Source organism: Thalassococcus sp. (genome assembly GCF_982780845.1).
Genome location: NZ_CEYADA010000006.1, coordinates 1 through 23,739, shown reverse-complemented (window position 1 = coordinate 23,739; position 23,739 = coordinate 1). Strand labels below are relative to the sequence as shown.

The 23,739-nt window shown below is 56.3% G+C and carries 36 protein-coding genes; 2 read left to right on the top strand and 34 right to left on the bottom strand.

Annotation, left to right across the window (positions count from 1 at the left end):
• Nucleotides 1-3 precede the first annotated feature (3 nt).
• From AC4FIA_RS08240 to rplO, 13 genes are all read right to left on the bottom strand, one after another.
• Complete coding sequence (locus AC4FIA_RS08240; RefSeq protein WP_490365442.1) at nucleotides 4-1,380, bottom strand: trypsin-like peptidase domain-containing protein; 1,377 nt, start codon at nucleotides 1,378-1,380, stop codon at nucleotides 4-6.
• Nucleotides 1,381-1,473: 93 nt separating this feature from the next.
• The gene (locus tag AC4FIA_RS08235) at nucleotides 1,474-2,541 is read right to left on the bottom strand and encodes a 3-deoxy-7-phosphoheptulonate synthase (RefSeq protein WP_490365441.1); all 1,068 of its coding nucleotides are present in this window, start codon (nucleotides 2,539-2,541) and stop codon (nucleotides 1,474-1,476) included.
• 376 nt (nucleotides 2,542-2,917) lie between these two features.
• Entirely contained in the window at nucleotides 2,918-3,385 is a 468-nt protein-coding gene (locus AC4FIA_RS08230) for a DUF4262 domain-containing protein (RefSeq protein ID WP_490365440.1), read from the bottom strand.
• Between the two features lie 211 nt (nucleotides 3,386-3,596).
• A complete protein-coding gene (locus AC4FIA_RS08225) occupies nucleotides 3,597-4,232 on the bottom strand; it encodes a YitT family protein (protein WP_490365439.1) in 636 nt (211 codons plus the stop codon).
• A 124-nt stretch (nucleotides 4,233-4,356) separates the two neighbouring features.
• Nucleotides 4,357-4,824, bottom strand: a complete 468-nt coding sequence (locus tag AC4FIA_RS08220) for a DUF2269 family protein (protein WP_490365438.1) — start codon at nucleotides 4,822-4,824, stop codon at nucleotides 4,357-4,359.
• Nucleotides 4,821-6,149 (bottom strand): SDR family oxidoreductase, encoded by a 1,329-nt coding sequence (locus AC4FIA_RS08215; protein WP_490365437.1) that lies wholly within the window; start codon nucleotides 6,147-6,149, stop codon nucleotides 4,821-4,823. The genes AC4FIA_RS08220 and AC4FIA_RS08215 overlap by 4 nt, the downstream gene beginning before the upstream one ends.
• Nucleotides 6,150-6,278: 129 nt before the next feature.
• Nucleotides 6,279-6,707: a 50S ribosomal protein L17 gene (gene rplQ / locus AC4FIA_RS08210; RefSeq protein WP_287476055.1), complete on the bottom strand. Its 429-nt coding sequence runs from the start codon at nucleotides 6,705-6,707 to the stop codon at nucleotides 6,279-6,281.
• A gap of 117 nt (nucleotides 6,708-6,824) precedes the next feature.
• Entirely contained in the window at nucleotides 6,825-7,841 is a 1,017-nt protein-coding gene (locus tag AC4FIA_RS08205) for a DNA-directed RNA polymerase subunit alpha (protein WP_103910357.1), read from the bottom strand.
• A 114-nt stretch (nucleotides 7,842-7,955) separates the two neighbouring features.
• Nucleotides 7,956-8,348: a 30S ribosomal protein S11 gene (rpsK, locus tag AC4FIA_RS08200; protein WP_072780049.1), complete on the bottom strand. Its 393-nt coding sequence runs from the start codon at nucleotides 8,346-8,348 to the stop codon at nucleotides 7,956-7,958.
• Nucleotides 8,349-8,363: 15 nt separating this feature from the next.
• On the bottom strand, nucleotides 8,364-8,732 hold the full coding sequence (rpsM, locus tag AC4FIA_RS08195; RefSeq protein WP_490365436.1) for a 30S ribosomal protein S13: 369 nt from the start codon (nucleotides 8,730-8,732) through the stop codon (nucleotides 8,364-8,366).
• A 295-nt stretch (nucleotides 8,733-9,027) separates the two neighbouring features.
• Nucleotides 9,028-9,606: an adenylate kinase gene (locus AC4FIA_RS08190; protein ID WP_490365435.1), complete on the bottom strand. Its 579-nt coding sequence runs from the start codon at nucleotides 9,604-9,606 to the stop codon at nucleotides 9,028-9,030.
• Entirely contained in the window at nucleotides 9,603-10,967 is a 1,365-nt protein-coding gene (secY, locus tag AC4FIA_RS08185; protein WP_490365434.1) for a preprotein translocase subunit SecY, read from the bottom strand. The genes AC4FIA_RS08190 and secY overlap by 4 nt, the downstream gene beginning before the upstream one ends.
• Before the next feature lie 107 nt (nucleotides 10,968-11,074).
• A complete protein-coding gene (gene rplO / locus AC4FIA_RS08180) occupies nucleotides 11,075-11,548 on the bottom strand; it encodes a 50S ribosomal protein L15 (protein ID WP_490365433.1) in 474 nt (157 codons plus the stop codon).
• A gap of 357 nt (nucleotides 11,549-11,905) precedes the next feature.
• On the opposite strand from rplO, the gene AC4FIA_RS08175 reads away from it, so the two are divergent.
• Nucleotides 11,906-12,370 carry a hypothetical protein gene (locus AC4FIA_RS08175; protein ID WP_490365432.1) on the top strand — a complete coding sequence of 155 codons (465 nt, stop codon included), beginning with the start codon at nucleotides 11,906-11,908 and terminating at the stop codon, nucleotides 12,368-12,370.
• A gap of 81 nt (nucleotides 12,371-12,451) precedes the next feature.
• Here the strand turns inward: AC4FIA_RS08175 and rpmD are convergent, their stop codons facing one another.
• From rpmD to rpmC, 11 genes are all read right to left on the bottom strand, one after another.
• On the bottom strand, nucleotides 12,452-12,640 hold the full coding sequence (rpmD, locus tag AC4FIA_RS08170) for a 50S ribosomal protein L30 (protein ID WP_103910252.1): 189 nt from the start codon (nucleotides 12,638-12,640) through the stop codon (nucleotides 12,452-12,454).
• A gap of 4 nt (nucleotides 12,641-12,644) precedes the next feature.
• Nucleotides 12,645-13,223, bottom strand: coding sequence for a 30S ribosomal protein S5 (rpsE, locus tag AC4FIA_RS08165; RefSeq protein WP_103910253.1), 579 nt, complete (start codon nucleotides 13,221-13,223; stop codon nucleotides 12,645-12,647).
• A 139-nt stretch (nucleotides 13,224-13,362) separates the two neighbouring features.
• Nucleotides 13,363-13,722, bottom strand: coding sequence for a 50S ribosomal protein L18 (gene rplR, locus AC4FIA_RS08160; protein ID WP_103910254.1), 360 nt, complete (start codon nucleotides 13,720-13,722; stop codon nucleotides 13,363-13,365).
• An 11-nt stretch (nucleotides 13,723-13,733) separates the two neighbouring features.
• Nucleotides 13,734-14,267 (bottom strand): 50S ribosomal protein L6, encoded by a 534-nt coding sequence (gene rplF, locus AC4FIA_RS08155; protein WP_103910255.1) that lies wholly within the window; start codon nucleotides 14,265-14,267, stop codon nucleotides 13,734-13,736.
• Nucleotides 14,268-14,279: 12 nt separating this feature from the next.
• Entirely contained in the window at nucleotides 14,280-14,672 is a 393-nt protein-coding gene (gene rpsH / locus AC4FIA_RS08150; RefSeq protein ID WP_103910256.1) for a 30S ribosomal protein S8, read from the bottom strand.
• A 13-nt stretch (nucleotides 14,673-14,685) separates the two neighbouring features.
• The gene (gene rpsN / locus AC4FIA_RS08145) at nucleotides 14,686-14,991 is read right to left on the bottom strand and encodes a 30S ribosomal protein S14 (RefSeq protein WP_103910257.1); all 306 of its coding nucleotides are present in this window, start codon (nucleotides 14,989-14,991) and stop codon (nucleotides 14,686-14,688) included.
• Nucleotides 14,992-15,005: 14 nt separating this feature from the next.
• Nucleotides 15,006-15,566: a 50S ribosomal protein L5 gene (rplE, locus tag AC4FIA_RS08140; protein WP_103910258.1), complete on the bottom strand. Its 561-nt coding sequence runs from the start codon at nucleotides 15,564-15,566 to the stop codon at nucleotides 15,006-15,008.
• The gene (gene rplX, locus AC4FIA_RS08135) at nucleotides 15,559-15,870 is read right to left on the bottom strand and encodes a 50S ribosomal protein L24 (protein ID WP_490365431.1); all 312 of its coding nucleotides are present in this window, start codon (nucleotides 15,868-15,870) and stop codon (nucleotides 15,559-15,561) included. Before rplX ends, rplE begins: the two co-directional genes overlap by 8 nt.
• Complete coding sequence (rplN, locus tag AC4FIA_RS08130; RefSeq protein ID WP_007427594.1) at nucleotides 15,870-16,238, bottom strand: 50S ribosomal protein L14; 369 nt, start codon at nucleotides 16,236-16,238, stop codon at nucleotides 15,870-15,872. The genes rplX and rplN overlap by 1 nt, the downstream gene beginning before the upstream one ends.
• A 75-nt stretch (nucleotides 16,239-16,313) precedes the next feature.
• A complete protein-coding gene (rpsQ, locus tag AC4FIA_RS08125) occupies nucleotides 16,314-16,544 on the bottom strand; it encodes a 30S ribosomal protein S17 (protein ID WP_103910260.1) in 231 nt (76 codons plus the stop codon).
• A gap of 15 nt (nucleotides 16,545-16,559) precedes the next feature.
• Entirely contained in the window at nucleotides 16,560-16,766 is a 207-nt protein-coding gene (gene rpmC / locus AC4FIA_RS08120; protein ID WP_103910261.1) for a 50S ribosomal protein L29, read from the bottom strand.
• A gap of 262 nt (nucleotides 16,767-17,028) precedes the next feature.
• Between rpmC and AC4FIA_RS08115 the strand changes: the two genes are divergently transcribed.
• Nucleotides 17,029-17,649: a 2OG-Fe(II) oxygenase family protein gene (locus tag AC4FIA_RS08115; RefSeq protein ID WP_490365430.1), complete on the top strand. Its 621-nt coding sequence runs from the start codon at nucleotides 17,029-17,031 to the stop codon at nucleotides 17,647-17,649.
• 22 nt (nucleotides 17,650-17,671) lie between these two features.
• On the opposite strand, the gene AC4FIA_RS08110 is transcribed toward AC4FIA_RS08115, so the two are convergent.
• From AC4FIA_RS08110 to rpsJ, 10 genes are all read right to left on the bottom strand, one after another.
• A complete protein-coding gene (locus AC4FIA_RS08110; RefSeq protein ID WP_490365429.1) occupies nucleotides 17,672-18,445 on the bottom strand; it encodes an ion transporter in 774 nt (257 codons plus the stop codon).
• Between the two features lie 145 nt (nucleotides 18,446-18,590).
• The gene (gene rplP / locus AC4FIA_RS08105; protein ID WP_103910265.1) at nucleotides 18,591-19,004 is read right to left on the bottom strand and encodes a 50S ribosomal protein L16; all 414 of its coding nucleotides are present in this window, start codon (nucleotides 19,002-19,004) and stop codon (nucleotides 18,591-18,593) included.
• 13 nt (nucleotides 19,005-19,017) lie between these two features.
• Nucleotides 19,018-19,728 carry a 30S ribosomal protein S3 gene (gene rpsC / locus AC4FIA_RS08100; protein WP_103910266.1) on the bottom strand — a complete coding sequence of 237 codons (711 nt, stop codon included), beginning with the start codon at nucleotides 19,726-19,728 and terminating at the stop codon, nucleotides 19,018-19,020.
• On the bottom strand, nucleotides 19,728-20,108 hold the full coding sequence (gene rplV / locus AC4FIA_RS08095) for a 50S ribosomal protein L22 (RefSeq protein WP_103910267.1): 381 nt from the start codon (nucleotides 20,106-20,108) through the stop codon (nucleotides 19,728-19,730). The genes rpsC and rplV overlap by 1 nt, the downstream gene beginning before the upstream one ends.
• Nucleotides 20,109-20,111: 3 nt before the next feature.
• Nucleotides 20,112-20,390: a 30S ribosomal protein S19 gene (rpsS, locus tag AC4FIA_RS08090; RefSeq protein ID WP_103910268.1), complete on the bottom strand. Its 279-nt coding sequence runs from the start codon at nucleotides 20,388-20,390 to the stop codon at nucleotides 20,112-20,114.
• A gap of 3 nt (nucleotides 20,391-20,393) precedes the next feature.
• On the bottom strand, nucleotides 20,394-21,236 hold the full coding sequence (gene rplB, locus AC4FIA_RS08085; RefSeq protein WP_103910269.1) for a 50S ribosomal protein L2: 843 nt from the start codon (nucleotides 21,234-21,236) through the stop codon (nucleotides 20,394-20,396).
• Between the two features lie 338 nt (nucleotides 21,237-21,574).
• On the bottom strand, nucleotides 21,575-21,871 hold the full coding sequence (locus AC4FIA_RS08080) for a 50S ribosomal protein L23 (RefSeq protein ID WP_103910270.1): 297 nt from the start codon (nucleotides 21,869-21,871) through the stop codon (nucleotides 21,575-21,577).
• The gene (gene rplD, locus AC4FIA_RS08075; protein ID WP_103910271.1) at nucleotides 21,868-22,485 is read right to left on the bottom strand and encodes a 50S ribosomal protein L4; all 618 of its coding nucleotides are present in this window, start codon (nucleotides 22,483-22,485) and stop codon (nucleotides 21,868-21,870) included. Before rplD ends, AC4FIA_RS08080 begins: the two co-directional genes overlap by 4 nt.
• Nucleotides 22,482-23,204 (bottom strand): 50S ribosomal protein L3, encoded by a 723-nt coding sequence (gene rplC / locus AC4FIA_RS08070; RefSeq protein ID WP_103910272.1) that lies wholly within the window; start codon nucleotides 23,202-23,204, stop codon nucleotides 22,482-22,484. The genes rplD and rplC overlap by 4 nt, the downstream gene beginning before the upstream one ends.
• A gap of 15 nt (nucleotides 23,205-23,219) precedes the next feature.
• Nucleotides 23,220-23,528, bottom strand: coding sequence for a 30S ribosomal protein S10 (gene rpsJ / locus AC4FIA_RS08065; protein WP_076450108.1), 309 nt, complete (start codon nucleotides 23,526-23,528; stop codon nucleotides 23,220-23,222).
• Nucleotides 23,529-23,739: the final 211 nt, after the last annotated feature.

Below are 23,739 nucleotides of genomic sequence, written 5' to 3'. Positions count from 1 at the left end.
GAATCACGCGCGGAACCTAAGCTGGATACGTTGGGAACCGCGAATGGCGGTGATCGCGATACGCGGCGCGGCCTGCGCCAAAGCCTTGGCCACCTGAGCAGGTCGTTCAATCACGCGACCATTGATTTCGGTAATGATGTCGCCCGCCCTAAGCCCCGCACGCGCGCCCCAGCGACCGGGATCAAGCACAACGATACCTTCGCTGTTTACCGGAAGCCCCAGTTCTTCGATCACAGCGGGATTGATCCGCGCAACCGTCAGGCCCGGCAGCACGTCGTTCCCACCAAGGGTTTTCGTATTCCGCGCAGGGCTATCCGGCGGCGCGATCAGCTTGACCTTCACCGTTTTGGTTTTGCCCTGCCGCGCGATCTGAACGCGCGCGGTTTCGCCAATGCCCTTCACGCTCATCCGGTAGATCATCTCGGCCGGTGTGTTCACCGGCTGGCGATCAACCTGCAAAATCACGTCTCCCACACGCAGCCCCGCCTCTAGAAACGGGCTGGCGGGATGGATGGCGGAAATGAGAATACCCTGCGGCGCGGCACGGCCCAGACTTTCGGAAATATCCGCATCCACCGATTGCCCTGTCAGACCGGCCCAAGGACGCTGGAAACGCTGTTCGCCTGATGTCGCCTGTTTGACGAACTGTTCAACCAAGGCTGACGGGATGGCAAACCCGATGCCGTTTGATCCGCCCGACCGCGTCAGGATCGAAGTGTTCACGCCGATCAGATCGCCCTTGATATCAATCAGCGCACCGCCAGAGTTGCCCGGATTAATAGGCGCGTCAGTCTGGATGAAATACCCCCGCGCGTTGCCCGTGGCCGTGCCTGATCGCGCAAGTCCCGACACGATGCCGCTGCTGACCGTTTGGCCGACACCAAAGGGGTTGCCGATGGCCAGCACCAGTTCACCCACCTCGACCGTGTCACTGTCACGGAACCGCAGGAACGGCATATCTCGCGCCCCGTCCAGCTTCAGGATCGCGATGTCGGATTCCTCATCCGCAAGCAAAACACGGGCGGCGTATTCCTCGCGCGTGTTCAGCACCACGCGAATATCTGTCGCCTGCCCCACAACGTGGTAGTTCGACACCATGATTCCGTCCGGTGACAGGATCACGCCGGACCCAAGCGAGTTCTGCACCCGCGGGCGCGGTGCCGCGAAATCACGAAAGAAATTGCCAAAGAACGGATCATCCGCAAAAGGCGACCGCTGTTCCACCACGCGCGAGGCATAGATGTTCACGACAGCAGGGGCCGCCTGTTTCACCAATGGCGCAAATGACAGAGAGATTTCGGACTTGGATGCGGGAATGCGCGTGTCAGCCTGAACAGCGACCGGCAACATCAATACCAGAGCCAAAAGAATGCGGATCATGGGCCCTCCTGAAACGTTGTCACAGGATATGCGGGCCACGGGGGCCATTTGCAACCATCTCTGGCCACAAACGGCCCCTTGGGAGGGAACTGATTAACTCGCGAGGCTTAGGCCCGCATCACGGCGCAGCGCGACTGTGTGCGCCAGCTTGCGCATGGCCGCTTCGGTTTCGGCCCAACCAAGGCATCCGTCCGTGATCGACTGACCATAGACCAAAGGCGTTTTGCCCAGCTTTTGCGCGCCGCCGACCAGATGGCTTTCGACCATGACGCCGGTGATGCGATGATCCCCATCGGCAATCTGCGTCCCGATTTCGTGAAGCACCGCAGGCTGACGCGCGGGGTCTTTTCCACTGTTGGCATGGCTTGCGTCGATCATCACCTGAGGCCGCACACCGTCACGTTCGCAGGCAATGCACACCGCGTCGACGGAAGCCGCATCAAAGTTGGTCGCACCGCCACCGCCGCGCAAGATCACATGACAGTCTTCATTGCCGCTGGTCGACACAATCGCCGCCTGACCGCTGGCAGTGGTGCCCATGAAATGGTGCTGGCCCGCCGCCGAACGCACCGCGTCAATGGCGATCTGGGCGTTGCCGCGCGTGCCGTTTTTGAACCCAACAGGACAGGACAGACCCGACGCCATTTCGCGGTGGATCTGGCTTTCCGTCGTCCTCGCCCCGATTGCCGCCCAAGACACAAGATCTGCAATGTACTGCGGCACTGTCGTATCCAGAAACTCGGTCGCCACCGGCAGACCCATTTCGTTGATCTGCAGCAGAAGCGTCCGCGCGGTTTCAAGACCTTCGTTGATGCGGAAGCTGCCATCCAGACCCGGATCGTTGATCATGCCCTTCCAGCCCGCAATGGTGCGCGGCTTTTCGAAATAGACGCGCATGACCACCTCAAGCTCGCCTTTGGTTTCTTCGCGCAGCTCCAACAACAGACGCGCGTATTCGATGGCCGCAACGGGATCGTGGATCGAACAGGGGCCGACAATTGAAATCAGGCGATCATCTTCGCCCATAAGAATGCTCTGAATGGCCTCGCGCCCTGCCCGCACTGTTTGCGCGGCGGCGTCCGAGACGGGATGTCGTCGGGCCAGTTCCTCGGGGGAAATAAGTTGCTGCATCTTTGTGATCCGTAGGTCTTGGGTGGTCATGGTGGTGATCCTTTTTAGGCCCCCGACGGACACAAAAAAAACCGCCGGTGAGGGCGGTTCGGTGTGGTATCTTGTTTTAACGTTTTGTCAGAACGCACAAACCCCTGCCGCCGCCTTATGGCTCGGTGCATAAAAATACCAAAATGCTGCGTAGGTCTGTGTCATGGGGCAAAGGCTAGCGACAAAGATTTTGACTGTCGACAGTAAAATGCGCTTTGGCTCGATTTTCTGCCTTACGAGCGCGGTACACTTAGTTTTACCAATTAAGCACCAAAGGGTTGCCATCGCAGAGCGGACATGAATCCCGTCACTGGCATTCGGTCCACGGAATGTCCGGAAAGAGCCCAGGCTCGCAGACGCTGCAAATGCGCGAATGTCAGCTATCAGGTTCCTGAAGCATTTTCGAATTCACCAACGGTTGGGCATTTGAAAAGCCATCAGGTGCGTTTTCCTCCCAAGGAAGAACATCAGATGTGGTCGGCCAGACTAATTGATAAGCTTCAAATGGGGGCAGATTTCTGTCCATATAAAAATCAATGGCAGCACCAAATAAGAACTCGTACCATGTAAAATCGACCGTAAGCATTTTGCAGCGAAATTCAGGTAAGACGTCCGTTCGCATTTGATTATTGGTCGGTTTTTCATTGGTTGCCCAAATCTTTGCCAACATGCCATGTGCAACTTCAAGCCTCTGTCCTACAATAATCACCTCGGGCCAGTCTCTCGTGATCCCCCAGCCAATCGAATAGGTGAATGCGGGCCAAATTTCGTCACCACCAACGAATTGGGCATGCCACCCATGCTCCTCCACATTGTCTGAAATGATCTTCTGTAAATTGTTCACTAGCAGCTCCTACTGTTGCAACTCGATACAATATCTTCTTTCGGTTCAAGAACAATCAGCCGCTCAAGTACTTCGGGCAAACGGCCGCTTTGTCCGTGCAACGTACATTCCCCACGCCGAAACAACAGGCCCGTAATTAGTGGAAGGTCTGGGAAACAACCGACAAAGAAATGACCTTGGGCGTGACATTGCGAAAGCTCGCTATTCCAATCTACGCATCTTTCCTGGAAGACCGCCCATACCCCGGACGCCCTGTCCCGCTTTGTTCAACGTCGAAATTCCAGACAATGGCCATATTGGTGATCAATGCTCCGAGGAACGAATAGCCAAGCTGCGCAGGCGACAGAACAAAAGCCGCTGCCAGAAAGACCAGCGCGTCGACAGCCAACTGGAACCAGCCCGCTTTGAAACCGGTCTTCTGTTCGATCATGATGCCCACAATCGTCATCCCACCGGCCGACGCGTTATGGCGGAAGATCGCGACCAATCCGACACCACTACAGGCACCGCCGGCAATCGCCGCAACGGCAAGACTGAGGTCTTCGAATTTCAGGATCGTCGCCAGATACTGCGACAAAAGCGAAATGCCGGCCACGGCCACGACCGTACGGATGGCAAACGTGCGACTGCGCTTCAACCACGCCAGCACAAGAAACGGGATACCGAGTGTGAAGAAGATCGGACCAAAGCCGTAGGGCAAAACGTAAGACAACAACAAAGCAATCCCGGCGGTCTGCCCCGTCACCAACCCAGCCGCCTTCAGGAACACCACGCCAAGGCTCGCCATACCAATGCCGAAAGCCATGCCTTGAAGGTCGAATACAGAAACTGGTTTGGGCAAGCGCATGAGACATCCTTAGAAACAAAGTTAATGCTTCAATATCAAGCTGAGAACCAATCTCAATCCGTCAAACGCGTAATTTCGAAGTGGAGCTAACCTTTTTAAAACCAAAAGGTACCAAATTAGAATTTCAGAACACCGGCTTTGTCAGCATCAACCAAACAATTGTCAGAACTGCGCCGAAAGCCGGGAAGCCGAAAGCAAACCAACAGCGGAACAGACGGTGATAGGCATCCGGCAATTCCGTGCCTGTATCCCGAGACTCAGCCGCCAAGTCGCGCATCCGGATTTGCATCCAGACGACTGGCAACCAAAACGCCCCGACAACAACATACAGCGCCAACGAAAGCCCCACCCAACCGTTGAATATGGGCCAGCCGACCTCGCGCGCTAAAAAGAAGCCGGTGATAGGTTGGAAAATGGCGGCCGAGGCTGTGAACACCGTATCTGCCAAAATCACAATGCTTGCGACATGTGCAATTAACCTTGGATCGCCCGACAGATGTGACATCAGCATAAAAAACGCGATGCCGGCTCCGGTGCCCAAAAGAACTGTTGCGCCAATAACATGCAGGAAAAGCAGGATCTCGTATGTCATCTTTCTTCGACCATTAACCAAACCAATGCGGCCAACGCGATACTCGGGATGACCTTTACCATTGGTCCGAGCGGATCGGTCCAAAGGTCTGGTGCGAACAGGACGCTGCCCGCAATGTAACCGCCGGCTAAAAGGATCATACCCAAAGCCGCCGATTTGACCCATCGTCGCCACAAAATGGCGAGTCCTAACCCGATATCCGCGACTGCGCCCCCATAAACCATGGGCGCGACAATCCAGTTTGGAGCATCTCGATCGAACATGACCTGCATCGCGGCCTGAGGATTTGCCAGCGCGATGATCCCCGACACACACCAAAACAAAGACAGTATGGCAATCGCCAAGGGCAGCGCCAGATAGGCGCGAGCAAATAGTCGTTCCTGTCGCGTCGCAGGGATGGCGCGGAACGTTTCTGCCAATGGTCGCATAGGCGTGCCCCCCGCGCGGATCCATGTATCGGCGTCGCCCTGCACACCATCCTTTAGCGTGCGAAATGCCGTTGTCCTCAAAGGGGACCTCCAACCAAGATAGGCCAACCCATCTGCAACCTTGCCGATCGCCGACAACACGAATTCCGGCACCGCTATTGTCAATACTGGTGGCTTAAACCCCAGCCAGCGGCGAGTGGCCGTCAACAGATCAGGAAAACTTTGAGGATGGCTTTCGGTCAGATCCGCAATTGTGCCTGACGGAATTTCGCCCTTTGCTACGTTTAGCACCGCATCTGCCACATCCTGAACATACACGGTTTGGATCAGGCTCTCTGCAAAGACCTTAGGGCGGATCAGCGGGATCGCGACCGCCGCCCGCAGCAGGGCTGTGCCACCATACGCCTCTTGCGCCAGAACCAGAGTGGGCCGCAAAATTACATAGTCGTGGGCCTTAGCCACGAATTCCGCTTCGGCCCGCGCCTTGCTGCGAAAGAACTCGGTCGAGGCGGTTTCAGACACCCCGGCGGCCGAGATCTGGATAATCCGACAGGACTGGCCAGAGGCGGCCTCAACCAGTCGCTGGATCGCCGTGACGTGGATTGCCTCAAGATCATCCTTGCCGCCGTCTTGTAGCGCGCCAGAGGCGTTCACAATCACATCCACACCGTCCAACATTGCACGCCAGTCACTGACGGTGGCCGATGCAATATCCTGAATGATCCACGCCCCGTCAGGGTCTACCGCACGGGCTGACCGTACTGACCGCCCTACTCCAATAACCTCGAAACCGTTCTGATCCAGCAACCGCAAACAAGCATGGCCGATCATCCCGTAGCCCCCTAGCACCAACGCCTTGGGCCGGAGTTTGGCGGGCTTTGGAGAAGGGTCATTCATGAATAATCACTTTTATCAAGTTGCGTTTGGCCAGATCATCGACGCGAATACGGGAAAGGCCAAGGGGAAAGCAAAAACCCCCGCCGAAATTCGACGGGGGTTTCAGATTGGCCGGTAAGGGCCGAATTCTTATGCTTCGGCTTCTGCCGCTGCTTCTTCTGCTGCGACGCGTGCTTTGTCTGCTGCGCCTTTCGCGTCGACGTCACGGTCGACCAGTTCGATGATCGCCATGGGCGCCATGTCACCGTAGCGGAAGCCAGCTTTCAGAACGCGGCAGTAGCCGCCCTGACGCTCTGCGTAGCGGGGGCCAAGCACTTCGAACAGTTTCGCAACGTGCATGTCCTGCTTCAGCTGAGCCGCTGCCTGACGGCGCGCGTGCAGATCGCCGCGCTTGCCCAGTGTGATCAGCTTGTCGATGACACGCTTGAGTTCTTTTGCCTTCGGCAGAGTTGTTTTGATCTGCTCATGTTCGATGAGCGAGCCAGCCATGTTTGCCCACAGTGCCTTGCGGTGCTCGTGGGTACGGTTCAGGCGGCGGTAACCTTTTGCGTGACGCATGTTTTAGTCTCCTAATGCTTATGCTTTGTCAGGGGTAAGATGCGTGTCTCACCCTCTCCTTGGGGCGGGTGCCCGGGGGTGCAGGGCAGGTTTCCCTGCCCCACTGATCGGACTGTCTTAGAAGTTGTCTTCCATCTTCTTGGACAGGTCTTCGATGTTGTCTGGCGGCCAGTCCTCGACATCCATGCCAAGGTGCAGCCCCATACCGGACAGAACTTCTTTGATCTCGTTCAGCGACTTGCGGCCGAAGTTCGGCGTACGCAGCATTTCTGCTTCTGTCTTCTGTATAAGATCGCCGATGTAGACGATGTTGTCGTTCTTGAGGCAGTTCGCCGAACGTACGGACAGTTCCAGTTCGTCCACTTTCTTGAGCAGAAGCGGGTTGAACTCGAGACCATCGTCTTCGTCCTGACGGCCAGCAGCTTCGGGTTCGTCGAAGTTGACGAAGATCGACAGCTGGTCCTGCAGGATACGCGCGGCGAATGCGATGGCATCCTCAGGCGTCACCGAACCGTCTGTTTCGATTTTCATGGTCAGCTTGTCATAGTCCAGAACCTGACCTTCACGGGTCGGCTGCACGTCGTAAGCAACCTTTTTAACCGGCGAATAGATCGCGTCGATCGGAATCATGCCGATGGGCGCATCTTCGGGCTTGTTCTTGTCCGCAGAGACATAGCCCTTACCGGTGTTAACTGTCAGTTCCACGAAGAAATCTGCGCCGTCATCGAGGTGGCAGATCACGTGGTCTTTGTTCAGAACTTCGATGCCGTTGGATTCAGCGATGTCACCAGCTGTGACAACACCCGGACCTTTGGCCGAAATCGACAGGCGCTTGGGGCCTTCGACTTCCATGCGGATCGCGACACCTTTGAGGTTCAGAACGATGTCGGTGACATCTTCACGAACACCAGCAACCGAGGAAAACTCGTGCAGGACGTTGTCGATCTGTACGCTTGTGATAGCCGCACCCTGAAGGCTCGACAGCAGGACGCGACGCAATGCGTTGCCCAGTGTCAGACCGAAGCCGCGTTCCAGCGGTTCGGCGATCAGAGTTGCTGAGCGGGTCGGGTCGTTGCCCGGACGCACGTCAAGCTGTGTCGGCTTGATCAGTTCTGCCCAATTCTTATGGATCATGTAGACCTCCATTCCTGTCTCGGCCCCATGTCCTTAAGGCCGGAGACGCCCGAGGTTAAAAAAAGCGAAATGGGACCGCGCCAAAAGGCGCGGCCCCTTGAAATAATGTCCGGATCAGACCCGGCGACGCTTCGGCGGGCGGCAGCCGTTGTGAGCGATCGGTGTCACGTCGCGGATCGACGTGATGTTGAAGCCAACAGCAGCCAGTGCGCGCAGCGCGGATTCACGGCCAGAACCGGGGCCCTGAACTTCGACTTCCAGAGTTTTCACGCCGTGTTCCTGCGCCTTGCGGCCTGCATCCTCGGCTGCCAGCTGAGCAGCGTAAGGAGTGGATTTACGCGAACCTTTGAAGCCCATTGTGCCTGCAGACGACCACGAAATGGCGTTGCCCTGCACGTCAGAGATCAGGATCTTGGTGTTGTTGAAGCTGGAGTTTACGTGTGCAACGCCAGCTGCGATGTTCTTGGAGACCTTTTTCTTGCCCCCACGACGGGTATCACGTGCCATGTGCTGAGACCTCCCTTACTTCTTCTTGCCAGCGATTGCTTTCGCCGGACCTTTGCGCGTACGCGCGTTGGTGTGTGTACGCTGACCGCGTACGGGGAGGTTGCGGCGATGACGCAAGCCACGGTAGCAGCCAAGGTCCATCAGGCGCTTGATGTTCATCTGAACTTCACGACGCAGGTCACCTTCAACGGTGTAGTTCGCATCGATGTGCTCACGGATGGCCAGAACTTCTGCGTCGGACAGTTCGTTCACGCGACGTGCGCGTTCGATGCCTACAGCTTCGCAGATGGCTTCAGCCGATGTGTGGCCGATACCTGTGATATAAGTGAGTGCGATCGGCACCCGCTTGTTTGTCGGGATGTTTACGCCGGCAATACGTGCCACGTGGTATTCCTCTTCGGTTGCGGTTCCGTATTTCCAGAACCTTTTTTCACAACAAACCGCCCAAGGCTGGGTGCCCGGTGGGCGGCGGCTGATCAGGTGATCTGCCATTTATCCGGACGGACTTATGGCAAGGCGATTCTCATAGAGATGGCGACGGGTACGGGGATTTGACCAAAGCGTCAAGACCCAGAGCGTCAACTGCCCCTATATTTCTTCAAAGTTGAAACGCCGCGGCGGTGTTCGCGACGTTTCCCATTCTTTGCCCAGGGGTAGAAGCCCCCTGCTGTTCGGATCGTTAGTTATCCAGAACCTTCGCGATATCATCGCGAACAGCGTCGATCGTACCCAGACCATCAACACCTTTCAGCTGACCTTTGGCATAGTAGTAGCCGATCAGCGGCGATGTCTTGCGGTAGTATTCCATCAGACGGATCTTCAGGCTTTCTTCGTTGTCGTCTGCGCGAACAGGCTGACCGGCAGCGGCCGCCTCTTTGGCGCGGTTGACGATACGGTCGACCAGTACTTTGTCATCCACTTGCAGCTCGACAACTTTATCAAGCGTCTGGCCAGTTTCCTCCAACAACTGGGCCAACGCATCGGCCTGAGCCAAGGTGCGCGGGAAACCGTCAAAGATAAAGCCGGATGCCTTCACAGTTTCCAGCTTTTCGCGGATCAGGCCGATGACGATCTCGTCTGTGACCAGTTCGCCTTTGTCCATGACCTCGGCCACGCGCTTGCCCATTTCTGTGCCGCTGGTTTTCGCTTCACGCAGCATGTCACCTGTGGACAGCTGAACCATGTTGCGGGTTTCGACCAGATGTTGAGCTTGTGTTCCCTTACCCGCTCCGGGCGGTCCAAGTAGGATAATATTCATCGGCGTGCGGGGCCTCCCCTTTTCTTGCGAGCCTTACCCTTACCGCGCAGTTGCGATTTCTGAATAAGACCTTCGTATTGGTGCGCCAGAAGATGGCTTTGCACCTGCTGAATGGTGTCCATGGTGACGCTGACAACGATCAGCACCGAAGTACCACCAAAATAGAACGGAATTGCGAATTCATTCCGGATGATTTCCGGCAGCAGGCAGACCAGAGCAAGGTAACCAGAGCCCAGAACCAGAACGCGGTTCACAACGTATTCCAGATACTCGGACGTCTTCTTGCCTGGGCGGATACCGGGAACAAAACCGTTCTGGTTTTTCAGGTTCTCGGCAACTTCGTCCGGCTTGAACGAAACGTTGAAGGTATAGAAATACGCAAAGAAGATGATCATCGCAGCGAAGAACAGCAGATAGAGCGGCTGTCCGGGGCCGAAGTACGCAAGAATCGTCGACATCACAGGACCGGTGTCCGAACCGGAGAACGTCGAGATCGTCACAGGCAACATCAGCAGCGTGGACGCAAAGATCGCAGGGATAACACCAGCGGGGTTCACCTTGACCGGCAGGTGCGAATTCTGCGCCTCGGTCATACGCATGCCCACCTGACGACGGGGATACTGAATGGTGATCTTGCGCAGGGCGCGCTCCATGAAGACCACAAAGGTGATCACGGCGATCACCATCACGATCACACCGATGATCACAGCAGGGCTGATCGCGCCGGAACGGCCAGATGCAAAGAACTGTGCCAGAGCTGCAGGAACTTCGGCGATGATGCCCACGAAGATGATCAGAGAAATACCGTTACCGATGCCGCGCTGGGTGATCTGCTCACCCAGCCACATCAGGAACATCGTACCACCAACCAGCGTGATCACTGTGGCCGCACGGAAATACAGGCCCGGATCGGTGGCCAGATCGCCAGCTTCGATGCTGACAGCCAGACCGTAGGCTTGGAACGTCGCCAGAACGACAGTGCCCAGTCGGGTGTATTGGTTGATTTTTTTACGACCCTGTTCGCCCTCTTTCTTCAGCTGTTCCAGTGCAGGAACCATCGCTGTCAGAAGCTGAACGATAATCGAGGCCGAAATGTACGGCATGATGCCGAGGGCGAAGATGCCCATACGGCCCAGAGCGCCGCCGGTAAACATGCTGACCATGCCAGCGATACCCTGCCCCGCCTGATCGACGAATTCGCGCAGCGCGGCGCCATCAATACCTGGAACGGGAATAAACGTGCCCAGACGGTAAACGATCAACAGGCCAAGGGTAAAAAGAATACGGTTGCGAAGGTCTGTGGCTTTGCCAAGGGCCGCCCAGCTCGTGTTCGCGGCCATTTGTTCAACAGCAGATGCCATTTCGGGTCTCTCTCTCGGACAGACGCCGCCCTGAGCGCTTTCCAGCTCGGACGGCGTCGGGAAAACTGGTCAGAGATGTAAGCAGCGTTGCCGCTGCTCACAACCCATTATTCAGCAGCAGCTGCTGTCTTGACGGTAACAGAACCGCCAGCTTTCTCGACAGCTTCAACCGCCGACTTGGATGCGCCTGTGACGTCCAGTGTCAGTTTCGCTGTCACTTCGCCTTTCGCCAGAACGCGGATGCCGTCCAGCTTGCGGCGAACCAGACCGGATGTAACCAGTGCGTCTTCGGTGATGGTGTTGCCAGCGTCCAGCTTGCCTGCGTCAACGAATTTCTGGATCAGGCCCAGGTTAACAACAGCGTAGGCTTTGCGGTTCGGCTTGTTGAAGCCACGCTTCGGCAGACGCTGGTAGAGCGGCATTTGGCCACCTTCGTAGCCGTTGATCGCTACACCCGAACGGGATTTCTGACCTTTGATACCACGGCCACCCATCTTACCTGTGCCCGAACCCGGGCCACGGCCGATGCGTTTCTTACGCTTGGTTGCGCCTTCGTTGTCGCGCAGTTCATGAAGTTTCATTGTCGCTTCTCCTTGCCGGATGTGCCCCCCAGCGACGGATGGGACAAACGCGGCGTGTGTTGATATGAATCGCAATCCTTTTGGATCACCGTGCGCGTATAGACGGGGAGTCGCGCTGGATCAAGTGCGACAGGCGGTCAACATGCCGCAGTATACCGTATTTCAGCGCACGCCCTTCCCTGACGGTTTCATATCGGAACATCGACGCAGTCACTTTGCGTCTCTCACGTGTGGTCAAAAATTCTTGACCATTCAATCAAACCGATACTTAAGCACCATTCAGGTATTCCATAGGTTGATTGGCGTTAAGGTTTATCACAAAAAGGAAATACATTAATTTTAATAAGTAGGAACACCATGAACCCTTTCAGACTTCTGGGCCTTGGCGCCGGCATGATCGCTTTGGCCGCCTGTAATGTCGACATGCCCACACCCGGTGCAGGCACGACAATCAACAGAAGCTTTGCAGATGTGTCCCGCAGTTTGGACGCCGGTGCTGCGAAATGCCTGAACGGCACTTTCGGCGCCAGCGACATGACGATTGGCGGCGGTATGATCAGCAACAGCGCGTGGACCGTCGGCCTTGACACGAAAGTACGCCGCACAAGCAGCCAGACCACGCTCACCACAACCCGTACCTTGCTGACCGGCGCTATCGGTGCAGGGCCGAACAACAAAGGCACATGGGTTACGGCAGTCGCCACGCCCGCGGGTTCCGGCACGAACCTGTCGGTTAACGGCGCATGGGGCAGCGGCGCGATCCAAGGCGCGGTGCGCGCATGGGCCAAAACCGGCAACCTCAAGTGCCCGAAGGTCGAGTAAACCGGATTTAACGTTCGCAAAGAAAAAGGGCCCTTCCAGCGAAGGGCCCTTCTTATTTCTCACTGTCCCGAAAGAACCGGCTTAGCCGCGCTCTTCGATGATCTCGACCAGGTGCGGGATCTTGGCGACCATGCCGCGGATCGCGGGTGTGTCTTCCAGTTCGCGGGTCTTGTGCATCTTGTTCAGGCCCAGACCGATCAGGGTCTGACGCTGCTTTTCCGGGCGACGGATCGGGGAACCGATCTGTTTCACAACGATGGTCTTAGCCATGTGATCAGGCCTCCTCGGCTACTTGTGCGGACTCGTTCGGAGCGTCTTCACGCTTGGGAAGAATGTCAGCGACTTTCTTACCGCGACGTGCAGCAACCTGACGGGGGCTGTTTTCACGCTTCAGACCGTTCAGAGTGGCACGGATCATGTTGTAGGGGTTCTGGGAACCGATGGACTTTGCAACAACGTCCTGAATACCCAGCATTTCGAATACGGCACGCATCGGACCACCGGCGATGATACCGGTACCTGTCGGAGCTGTACGCATTACGACGCGGCCCGCACCGTGACGACCTTCGATGTCGTGGTGCAGTGTACGACCTTCGCGCAGCGGCACGCGGATCATCTGGCGCTTCGCTTGCTCGGTTGCCTTACGGATCGCCTCGGGCACTTCTTTCGCTTTACCCTTACCAAAGCCTACGCGGCCTTTCTGGTCGCCTACGACTACCAGTGCAGCAAAGCCAAAGCGCTTACCGCCTTTAACTGTTTTCGAAACGCGGTTGATCGCTACAAGACGATCTGCGAATTCCGGTGCTTCCTCGCGTTCGCGACGGTTACCCCGGCGGTTTTCACGTTCTGCCATTTGGCATCCCTTTATTCTTGCGCCTAAGGCGCTGTGTCTCAATCGCAGTGGACTGTCACCAGCCCCCCGATCATCGAGGCATTTCTGCCTTCACTCGAAAGAGGAAATGCGCGAAGGCCAGAGCCCTCGCGCACAACCATTAGATTTTCAGACCACCTTCGCGGGCTGCATCGGCCAGAGCCTTGATGCGACCGTGGAAAAGGAAGCCACCGCGGTCGAAGTATGCTTCTTCGACACCGGCCTTCTTGGCACGTTCTGCGATCGCAGCACCGATTTTGGTGGCTGCTTCGATGTTGTTTTTGCCAACAACGCCCAGTGCCTTTTCCATGGAAGAGGCCGAAGCGACTGTTACGCCGTTCACATCGTCGATCAGCTGAACGCTGATGTTTTTGTTGCTGCGGTGCACCGAAAGGCGCATGCGACCGGAATTGGTCTTCCGCAACTTGTTCCGTACGCGCAGACGGCGCTTCTGGAACAGAACCTGTTTGCTGTTTGCCATGTGCTCCGTCCTTACTTCTTCTTGCCTTCCTTCTGGAAGATGTATTCGCCTTTGTAGCGAATGCCCTTGCCTTTGTAAGGCTCGGGGCGACGCCAGTCGCGAATGTTGGCGGCAACCTGACCGACCAGCTGGGCGTCATGTCCTTCGACGACCAGTTCAGTCGGCTTAGCGGCGGTAACCGTCACACCTTCCGGAATTGCGAAATCAACATCGTGGCTATAGCCAAGGTTCAGCTTCAGAACATTGCCCTGAACGGCGGCACGATAACCAACGCCCTGGATTTCAAGTTCTTTTTTGAAGGTGTTCTGAACACCGTGTACGATGTTAGCAACCATTGTGCGGGTCATGCCCCACTGCTGACGTGCGCGCTTGGATTTGCCGCGCGGCGTTACAGTGATGACATTGTCTTCTACAGCAATAGTCACGTCGTCCGTTGCAGTGAAGCTCTGGGTCCCTTTGGGGCCTTTTACTTCAATGGTCTGGCCGGACACTGCGGCGGTTACACCCGACGGCAGCTCGACCGGTTTTTTACCAATACGAGACATCGAATGACCTCCTTAGAAGACCGTGCAAAGCACTTCGCCGCCAACATTCTGGCTACGAGCGTTTGCGTCGGACATGACACCTTTAGGCGTGGAGACGATGGAAATGCCCAGGCCCTGACGAACCTGCGGAATTTCATCCACACCCAGATACACACGACGGCCCGGCTTGGATACGCGCTTAACTTCGCGGATAACCGGTGTGCCTTCGTAGTACTTCAGGCTGATTTCCAGTGCCGGATGACCGTTGGCACCTGTTGTACGCTCATAGCCGCGGATGTAGCCCTCTTCGAGAAGCACATCCAGAACCCAAGCACGCAGCTTGGAGGCCGGGGTCGATACAGTGGACTTGCCACGCATCTGAGCGTTGCGGATACGGGTCAGCATATCGCCGATAGGATCGTTCATTCTTGGACCCTCCTTACCAGCTGGACTTGACCATGCCCGGAAGCAGACCTTGCGAACCCAGTTCGCGCAGCATGATCCGGCTGATCTTCAGCTTGCGGTAATAGGCGTGCGGACGCCCGGTGAGCTGGCAGCGGTTGTGCAGGCGCGTAGGCGCCGAGTTCCGCGGCAGTTTGGCAAGCTTCAGGCGCGCTTTGAAACGCTCTTCCATCGGCTTGGATTCGTCGTTCGCGATTTCTTTCAACGCGGCACGCTTTTCGGCATATTTTGCCACAAGGCGTTCGCGCTTCTTCTCGCGTTCTACCATGGATTTCTTAGCCATAGTCTAAAATCCCCTTAGCTGGTGAACGGCATGTTGAAGTGCTTCAACAGCGCCTTGGCTTCCGCGTCGGTGTCCGCAGTTGTGGTGATGATGATGTCCATCCCCCAAACTTCGTCTACCTTGTCGAAATCGATTTCCGGGAACACGATGTGTTCTTTCAGACCCATGGCAAAGTTGCCACGACCGTCGAAGGACGGCTTTACACCACGGAAGTCGCGAATACGCGGCATTGCGATGGTGATCAGACGATCCAGGAATTCGTACATACGGTCACCGCGAAGAGTTACCTTCGCACCCAGCGGCATTTCTTCACGAACACGAAAACCCGCGATGGATTTCTTTGCTTTCGTGACAACTGCCATCTGACCAGCAATCCGTGTCAGATCTTCGTGGGCCGATTTCGCTTTTTTGGAGTCGCGAACCGCTTCTGCGCCACAGCCGATGTTCAGAACGATTTTGTCCAGACGCGGGATCTGCATGTCGTTCTTGTAGCCGAACTCTTCTTTCATCGCTGCGCGAATAGAGTCCTTGAAGACCGACTTCAGACGCGGGGTGTAGTTTTGCGTATCAAGCATCGATTACGTCCCCTGTGGATTTGGCAACGCGTACTTTCTTGTCGCCTTCAACCTTGAAGCCAACGCGAGTTGCTTTGCCGTTTGCATCAACGAATGCCAGGTTGGACAGAGCAATCGGCATCGCCTTGGGCAGACGGCCGCCCTGGCTGGATTGTGTCTGACGCTGGTGGCGGATCGCCAAGTTCACACCGTCAACAACAGCCTTGCCCGCTTTGGGGTCGACGGAAGCGATGGTGCCTGTCTTGCCTTTGTCTTTACCGGCAAGAACGATGACCTTGTCACCTTTACGGAGTTTAGCAGCCATTACAGCACCTCCGGAGCAAGCGAGATGATCTTCATGAAGTTCTTCGCACGCAGTTCGCGAACAACCGGCCCGAAGATACGGGTACCGACCGGCTCACCTGCGTTGTTCAGGATCACGGCGGCGTTACGGTCAAAGCGAATTGCTGTGCCGTCCTCACGACGGACTTCTTTGGCGGTACGCACGACGACGGCCTTACGGACGTCACCTTTCTTAACGCGACCACGCGGGATGGCTTCTTTTACCGAGACGACGATGATGTCGCCAACGGATGCGTATTTACGCTTGGAACCACCCAGGACCTTGATGCACTGCACCCGGCGAGCGCCGGAGTTGTCAGCAACATCCAGATTGGTCTGCATCTGGATCATGTGGTTTCTCCCGACCTTTGGGGGGTGTTCTGTTGTACGCCCCCAGGGTTTCGATCAAACTGGATCGTTACCGTCTTATTCGACGACAACTTCCCAGCGTTTCGTTTTCGACTTGGGTGCGCATTCGATGATGCGAACCGCGTCGCCGACCTGAAACTTTTCAGCTTCATCGTGAGCCCGGTATTTTTTGGACTTACGGATCGTCTTTTTCAGAACAGGGTGCTTGAAGCGACGCTCAACCGAGACTGTGACAGTCTGGGCGTTTGCTGTGCTTGTTACGACGCCTTGGAGAATACGTTTGGGCATGTCTCAAGGCTCCCCTTATTCTGCCGATGCCGCGTCAGCGGCTTTTTGGTTCAGCACGGTTTTGATCCGTGCCACATCGCGACGTACGGTGCGCATACGTGCGGTGTTCTCGATCTGACCTGTGGCCTGCTGGAAGCGCAGGTTGAAGGCCTCTTTCTTAAGCTGGACAAGCTGGTCCCGGAGTTCGTCCGGGGTCTTGTCACGGAGTTCATTGGCGTTCATTGTCGCCCTTTCTTTAATCAACATCACCGGAGAGCCCCTGCCTACGTTAGACGCGCAAGGTCACCCTGATTCCGGTGGAGTCCGTGGATGAGCGGTCCCAGTACAACCGAAAGCCCATATTAGCAAGTGTTTTTCAGGATATTTCCTGCCCCCTGCCCCATTCAGCGAATTTCAGCAGGAAATACCGGCGCCGCCTTCCCTGTCGTGGTGGGCAGGTGTAAGCCTAGATCAAACAAATCCAGACCAAAGGCAATTCGGTTTCATGGCACAAATCTCATCCCTGTTTGTAACGCGCCTTTACCGCGCGGAACTGAATGAATTCGGCGACGACATCGACGCGCAAGAACTTGAGAATTCCTGCTATGTGATTGCCGAAGACGATGACGCCGGACAAGAGTGGTGCGAAGAAAACGGTTATCCGGGTTATACCAGCTACGCCTCGCTGACCGACCTGCCCTGGCGCTTTCCGATTTTCAAATCAATCGTGGATGCGCTGGACAAACACGTCGCCGCCTTTGCCGAAGATCTGGAGTTCGATCTGGACGGACGCGAACTGAAGCTGGAAGACATCTGGATCAACATCCTGCCCGAAGGCGGCATGCACAGCTCGCACATCCATCCGCATTCCGTGATCTCAGGCACCACTTATGTATCCATGCCCGACGGTGCCTCGGCCCTGAAGCTGGAAGACCCACGCTCAGCCCGCATGATGGCCGCCCCACCCCGCAAGAAAGGCGCACGTGAAGAACTGAAAACATTCGTCTATGCAAAACCCAAGGTTGGCGATGTCCTGCTATGGGAAAGCTTCCTACGCCATGAGGTGCCGATGAACATGGCCGAAGACGAACGCATCAGCGTCAGCTTCAACTACGCTTGGGCGTAAAAGAAAGGGGCTAAACGGCCCCTTATTTTTTACCTAGCTCTGTCAAAGCAGCCTCGATCCGTTCCAACCGGTCCGTCACATCATGACGGTAATCATCGGTCGCGGCGTTGCTTTCCTCGGCGTGGGCATCCTGCATGGAGTTTACGACCAGACCGACAACAAGGTTTACCACCGCGAATGTTGTGACCAAAATGAACGGTACAAAGAACATCCACGCATATGGATAAACCTCCATGACCGGACGGACGATCCCCATGGACCAGCTTTCCAGCGTCATGATCTGGAACAGCGAATAGGCCGACGCGCCTAGCGACCCGAACCACTGCGGGAACGCATCGGAAAACAGTGTCGTCGCCATGACAGATGCGATGTAGAAAATCAGGCCCATCAGCAGGAAGACAGACGCCATCCCCGGCAAGGCCGATACAAAGGCCTCGACCACACGGCGCAATGTCGGGGCGATCGACACCATCCTCAGCAAACGCAGGATGCGCATGGCGCGAAGAACAGCAAAGCCCTCGCCGCTTGGGGACAACGACAAGCAGATGATCAAGAAGTCGAAGATGTTCCAGCCGGATTTGAAGAAATCCATGCGATGGGCATAAATCTTGGCAACGATTTCGATCACAAAGATGGCCAGACAGATATGATCCAGCACCTTCAGCAAATCGCCGGCCGTCGCCATAATGGCGTCCGATGTTTCCATCCCCAGAATGATGGCATTGAACAGAATAACCGCCGTCACGAAATTCTTGACGCTTTGTTTGGCTAGGATGTCGGCAACGATCTGGCGCATGGGATCCCCTATTGTTTGCCCGCGACACTTAAGAACGACCAAGGCCACGCACAATATAAAAACCCCCGCCATGCACAATATAAAAACCCCCGCCATTTCTGACGGGGGTCTTTTTTCTTGAACCTAGCGCAAATGCGCGTCGGTCTTACCAGTCTTCGCGAACAACGACGCGCGACTTGATCGGCAGTTTCATCGCTGCCAGGCGCAGGGCCTCTCGTGCGATTTCTTCGTTAACGCCGTCCAGTTCGAACATCACGCGACCGGGCTTAACCTTGCAGGTCCAACGGTCGACGGAACCCTTACCTTTACCCATACGAACTTCGATGGGCTTTGCGGTTACGGGTGTATCCGGGAAGATACGGATCCAGACACGGCCCTGACGCTTCATGTGACGCGTCATGGCACGACGTGCTGCTTCGATCTGACGTGCTGTTACACGCTCTGGCTCAAGGGCCTTCAGGCCGTATGTGCCAAAGTTCAGATCGGAACCGCCTTTTGCAAGGCCTTTGATCCGGCCCTTATGGGCCTTACGGAATTTGGTGCGTTTAGGTTGAAGCACAGTTCAGCCCTCCTTAGCGCCGACCGCCACCAGCACCACGGGGTGCAGGGCCGTCTTGAATTTCCTGGCTCTTGCGGTCACGCGCCTGCGGATCGTGCTCCATGATCTCGCCTTTGAAGATCCACACCTTGATACCGATGATACCGTAGGGTGTTTCAGCTTCGACATGCGAATAATCGATGTCAGCACGCAGTGTGTGCAGGGGCACGCGGCCTTCGCGATACCATTCTGTCCGCGCGATTTCGGCACCGCCAAGACGGCCCGCAACGTTCACACGGATACCCAGTGCGCCCATGCGCATTGCGTTCTGAACGGCACGCTTCATAGCGCGACGGAAAGAAACACGACGCTCAAGCTGCTGGGCGATGGATTCGCCAACCAGACGCGCATCAAGCTCGGGCTTGCGCACTTCAACGATGTTGAGGTGCAGCTCGGACTCGGTCATGCGAGCCAGCTTTTTGCGCAGGGCTTCGATGTCCGCGCCTTTTTTACCAATGATGACACCCGGGCGGGCGGCATGAATGGTTACGCGGCATTTCTTGTGCGGACGCTCGATGATGATACGGGCGATACCCGCCTGCTTGCACTCTTCGTGGATGAATTCGCGGATCGCGAGGTCTTCCAGCAGCAGATCACCGTAGTCCTTGGTATCAGCGTACCAGCGGCTGTCCCAGGTGCGGTTGACCTGAAGACGCATGCCGATCGGATTGGTTTTGTTACCCATTAGGCTTGCTCCTCGATCTGACGCACCTTGATGGTGATTTCCGAGAACGGCTTCAGGATGCGACCAAAACGGCCACGCGCCCGAGGACGTCCACGCTTCAGCACCAGGTTCTTGCCAACATATGCTTCCGCAACAACCAGTTCGTCTACGTCGAGACCGTGGTTGTTTTCTGCGTTTGCGATAGCCGACTGGAGGCACTTCTTCACGTCAACGGCGATACGCTTTTTCGAGAAGGTCAGATCGGTCAGAGCCTTGTCAACCTTCTTGCCGCGGATCATTGCCGCAACGAGGTTCAGCTTCTGCGGAGACGTGCGCAGCATGCGCAGCTTCGCCATTGCCTCGTTGTCCGCCACGCGGCGGGGATTTTTATCCTTGCCCATGGCTTACTTCCTTTTGGCTTTTTTGTCGGCTGCGTGACCGTAGTAGGTACGCGTCGGGGAATATTCACCGAACTTCTGGCCGATCATGTCTTCGGATACCAGCACGGGAACGTGCTTCTGGCCGTTGTAGACGCCGAATGTCAGACCTACGAACTGGGGCAGGATTGTCGAACGGCGCGACCAGATTTTGATCACTTCATTGCGGCCGGATTCGCGCGATGCTTCTGCTTTCTTAAGCACATAAGCATCCACAAAGGGGCCTTTCCAAACAGAGCGTGTCATGGATTACCGCCCTTTCTTCTTGGCATGACGCGAGCGAATGATCAGCTTCTGCGATGCCTTGTTGGTGTTACGAGTGCGTGCACCCTTGGTCGGCTTACCCCACGGGGTGACCGGGTGACGACCACCCGATGTCCGACCCTCACCACCACCGTGCGGGTGATCGATCGGGTTCATAACGACACCACGAACGGACGGACGCTTGCCTTTGTGGCGCATACGACCGGCTTTACCGTAGTTCTGGTTGGAGTTGTCGGGGTTCGACACGGCGCCAACTGTTGCCATGCATTCCTGACGTACCATGCGCAGTTCGCCCGAGGACAGGCGGATCTGAGCGTAGCCACCGTCACGACCAACGAACTGAGCATATGTACCAGCGGCACGTGCGATCTGACCGCCCTTGCCCGGCTTCAGTTCGATGTTGTGAACGATTGTACCAATCGGCAGACCAGAGAACGGCATTGCGTTGCCGGGCTTGATGTCTGCTTTGGCAGAAGAGATGACCTTGTCACCGATCGCGAGACGCTGCGGTGCGAGGATGTACGCCTGTTCGCCGTCATCATACTGGATGAGCGCGATAAAGGCTGTGCGGTTTGGGTCATATTCAATGCGTGCAACGATGCCTGCGACATCAAATTTGTTACGCTTGAAATCGACGATCCGGTAGAGACGCTTCGCGCCACCGCCGCGGCGGCGAGATGTGATCCGTCCGGTGTTGTTACGACCGCCCGACTTTGTCAGACCCTCGGTGAGGGCTTTGACAGGACGTCCTTTGTACAGCTCCGAACGGTCGATCAGCACCAGCCCGCGCTGGCCCGGCGTCGTCGGTTTATACGACTTGAGTGCCATGCTTTCTGTCTTCCGTTTAACGTGCGGCAAACCCAAAGGCCTGCCTATTTCGAGTATAGGGCCCCGAAGGTCCCCGATTAGCAATGTCCTGTCGAAACGATGTTTCTTAAGAACAACAGGAAAGCCCCGGAACGAATCCGGGGCCAGCCGATGGGGTCGTTTAGTCCAACGATCCCGAGGGGTCAATAGCTGCAGCCGATGTATTCCGACAAAACGCAAAGCCAAGAAAATAAGGGGCTTTGCACATGTCGGAAATCGCTATCAGCAGCGTTTGACTGCCCTACAAAAAAAGGCCCCCGGTTTTCACCGAGGGCCCTTCTATTCCGTTCAACCGCTGATCACAGACCAGTGGAAACGTCGATTGTGTTGCCTTCAACCAGCGTCACGTAAGCTTTCTTCACGTTGTTCCGGCGGCCGATCTGACCACGGAAACGCTTGACTTTACCTTTGGAGACGACAGTGTTCACTGCCTTCACCTTAACGCCGAACAGGGCTTCAACCGCTTCTTTGATCTGCGGTTTGTTCGCATCGATCGCAACTTCGAAAACCACAGCGTTGTTTTCAGACGCCATTGTGGACTTTTCAGTGATGATCGGCTTGCGGATCACGTCGTAGTGTTCTGCCTTCGCGCTCATTTCAGTCGAGCCTCCAGTGCTTCTACACCCGCTTTTGTGAGCACCAGAGTGTCACGCTTGAGGATGTCATAGACGTTTGCGCCCATGGACGGCAGCACATCCAGACCGTCGATGTTTGCAGCGGCGCGGGCAAAGCCCTCGTTTACGCTTGCGCCATCGATGATCAGAGCGCGCTTCCAACCAAGATCACGGACCTGCTTGGCCAGTGTGTTGGTCTTGCCGTCTGTTTCGGCGGTTTCGATCACAACCAGCGAACCTGTCTTTGCCTTTGCGGACAGAGCCAGTTTCAGACCCAGTGCACGGACCTTTTTAGGCAGGTCGTGTGCGTGGCTGCGCGGTGTCGGACCCTTGTAGATACCACCCTTGCGGAAGATGGGCGCCTTACGGGAACCGTGACGTGCGCCACCTGTGCCCTTCTGGCGATAGATCTTCTTGGTCGAGTAGCTCACTTCCGAGCGGGTCTTAACCTTGTGCGTACCGGCCTGAGCCTTGTTACGCTGCCAGCGAACAACACGCTGCAGGATGTCGGCGCGCGGCTCGAGATCAAAGATCTCGTCCGTCAGCTCGACAGAACCAGCGGCTGCGCCGTCAAGTTTGATCACGTCGAGTTTCATGCCTCGTCTCCTTCAACAGCAGCTGCTTCAGCGGCCGGCGCTTGCGCGGAACGCAGAGCGGCGGGCAGAACCAGGTTGTCAGGTGTCGGCTTTTTAACGGCGTCCTTAATGGTCACCCAACCGCCCTTGGAACCGGGAACAGCACCTTTGATCATGATGATGCCACGATCGGCATCGGTTTTCACAACCTGCAGGTTCTGGGTTGTCACGCGGACAGCACCCATGTGACCAGCCATTTTCTTGCCTTTGAAAACCTTGCCGGGATCCTGACACTGACCGGTCGAACCGTGCGAACGGTGCGAGATGGAAACACCGTGCGACGCACGCAGACCACCGAAGTTGTGGCGCTTCATCGCACCGGCAAAACCTTTACCGATGGAGGTGCCGGAAACATCGACGTACTGACCTTCAAGATAGTGGTCAGCAGTGATCTCTTCACCGACGTTGATCAGGTTCTCGGGCGCAACGCGGAATTCCGCAATTTTGCGCTTCGGCTCGACCTTTGCTGCGGCGAAGTGGCCGCGCATCGCTTTCGAGACGTTCTTTGCTTTCACAGTACCGCAACCCAGCTGAACGGCCGAGTAGCCGTGCTGGTCTGCTGTACGCTGAGCAACAACCTGAAGGTTTTCGAGTTGGAGAACGGTCACAGGAATCTGCTTACCGTCTTCCATGAAAAGCCGGGTCATGCCGACTTTCTTTGCGATTACACCAGAGCGCATCTTCCGTTGCCCTCCTTAAACCTTGATCTCGACGTCAACGCCAGCGGCGAGGTCGAGTTTCATCAGGGCGTCCACAGTCTGCGGCGTCGGGTCGACGATGTCGAGCAGACGCTTGTGGGTGCGAATTTCAAACTGATCGCGGGACTTCTTGTTCACGTGGGGACCACGCAGAACGGTGAAGCGTTCGATCTTGTTCGGCAGTGGGATCGGGCCGCGCACGTCGGCGCCCGTCCGTTTGGCTGTGTTGACGATTTCCTGCGTGCTGGCGTCCAGCACACGGTAGTCAAACGCCTTGAGCCGAATGCGAATGTTCTGGCTTTGCATATTACTGGCCTTATTTTGGCGCGTGAGAGTTGAGAGGAAGAGGCGGGACCATCCCGCCGCTTCTTCGAACCCTTTGCCAGTCTATCCTACGGATAAAACTGACGAATTTCTGTTTGGCATCGAAGGTGCGCCAAGGATGGCGCACCTGCAAACCACCGCTTATGCGATGATTTTGGAGACGACGCCGGAGCCGACGGTGCGGCCGCCTTCG